Source organism: Xanthovirga aplysinae (assembly GCF_009711365.1).
GTDB lineage: Bacteria > Bacteroidota > Bacteroidia > Cytophagales > Cyclobacteriaceae > Xanthovirga > Xanthovirga aplysinae.
Genome location: NZ_SMMB01000433.1, coordinates 1 through 1594, shown reverse-complemented (window position 1 = coordinate 1594; position 1594 = coordinate 1). Strand labels below are relative to the sequence as shown.

The 1594-nt window shown below is 39.0% G+C and carries 2 protein-coding genes; one reads left to right on the top strand and one right to left on the bottom strand.

Annotated features, from left to right (window positions below; all coding sequences use genetic code 11):
- Window positions 1-300: 300 nt before the first annotated feature.
- Window positions 301-726, top strand: a complete 426-nt coding sequence (locus E1171_RS01610) for a hypothetical protein (RefSeq protein WP_155203421.1) — start codon at window positions 301-303, stop codon at window positions 724-726.
- A gap of 525 nt (window positions 727-1251) precedes the next feature.
- Here E1171_RS01610 and E1171_RS23435 read toward each other — a convergent pair.
- Window positions 1252-1594, bottom strand: a 343-nt coding sequence (locus tag E1171_RS23435) for a hypothetical protein (RefSeq protein ID WP_222931333.1), incomplete at its 5' end; no start/stop codon positions are given.

Here is a 1594-nt window from a genome sequence, read left to right as displayed (position 1 = left end):
CCACCTTTAGCCTACAGAACCCCGGCTGAATCGAAACGACTATTATTAAATCTTCAAATAGTACCCTGACTTAGCTAATTATCCACTTTTTGTTACAGGTCCACTTTGGCTATTGCTGAGGCCAATTGAAAATCATTTTCCATCGGCTTTTTGACTCGAGCATGCCGGTTTACCTCTTGAATTGAAAAAAAACTACTCATTCTTTTTCTGTACTATAGTACTATAACCTATGAATTATTTACTGGGAAACCAATGGTTTCTTCTGATCAGGAATATTTAGCAGATATTAATTATCCTGAAATGGGCCTTCATGTCCCATCCGTTTCAGTCGAGACGGAGACAAAGCACCTAAAAACCCTTAATCAAGCTGATACAAAAACGGCTGCCATGGTTATGGGACTCATTAGTGACAGTCTAACTTTTTTAGGTGGAGAGCTCCAAGCATTTGCAAAACCCGCTATGAGTGATACGCCTGCTTTTAAATCAGCAATATACGTTATAGATACACTCTTAATGTCTTTAGGTTTTCCTCTCCATGACCCAGATGATCCGGAAAGAACCCTTCATGTTGCTAGTCTAGATCAGGCGGTTTGGGCTACGTTTTTAGCTGGATCAGCCATTGATACGGTGCCTGTTGCTACTCGTTTACTCGCAGCACCCATCTCTCCGGAGCATTTGCTAACGTCCTTGGGCTTGCACCTAACAACGACGCAATTAGGTTTGTAAAAAATATGGGTTTTTGTGGTTTATTTCCCGATGATGATTGCAGGCCTTGACCAAGGTAATGTAGGGGCCAAAAATCAGTATGCGAATCCGGGGGCATAAGGGCTTAGAATTGAAGATTTTATAAGCATAGAAAGGAGCAGATGTGTACTATTAAACGTATACTCTTACTGGGATTAGACCCAAATAATCCTACTCTAGAAGGAGGCAGTTGATACTATTACGAAATATGTTTTCAGCTTCTTCCTTCTCCTTTCCATAGAGAAAGCTATAACCAGAAAAAATTAAATCACTAATTATCTTATTAAAAGTTGATTATCAAGGAAAGTGAACTTTCTATCTCAATAGGTCTTCCAGACCAAAAAACAGTTGCAGAGGTCACTACTTCCAATGGAAAGCCCGATAAGAAAATTATGTACACTAACCGGGAATATAACTTCCTCCTTATCCCTTAGTAAAATTCGAATGATCAGGGAGGTTTCACAGAAACTATTATTCCAAAGGTGAAAATGACATCATCAATTTGACCTATGCTGCCAATTTAGGAGGAATCACTCTGCTAGAGCCAGAGTAATCATAACTTTCGTTGGTCACAATAGTGTACTTGTTTGGAAGATCAAGACAATAATTAGGTAAGGTTTCCATTCTGTCTATTACACTTTGGTGTAATTTAGCTCCTGTCAGGATTTTTCTTTTTACTGGAGACCAAACTCGCCATAATATATTTCTTTTTCTTTCGTCATGTAAATTAACAAGTGGGTCTTGTTTTAAATATTTCTTCCAGCCCTTTTTCAGCTTAAGACCGCAATTTGAGGCCCGGTCCATAAGCCAAGCGAAGGATATATCAGAAAGTCCTCTCTCATCATACCAA

Coding starts and splice junctions, on each gene's coding strand:
- E1171_RS01610 (WP_155203421.1), top strand. CDS start 301: ATGGGCCTTCATGTCCCATCCGTTTCAGTCGAGACGGAGACAAAGCAC.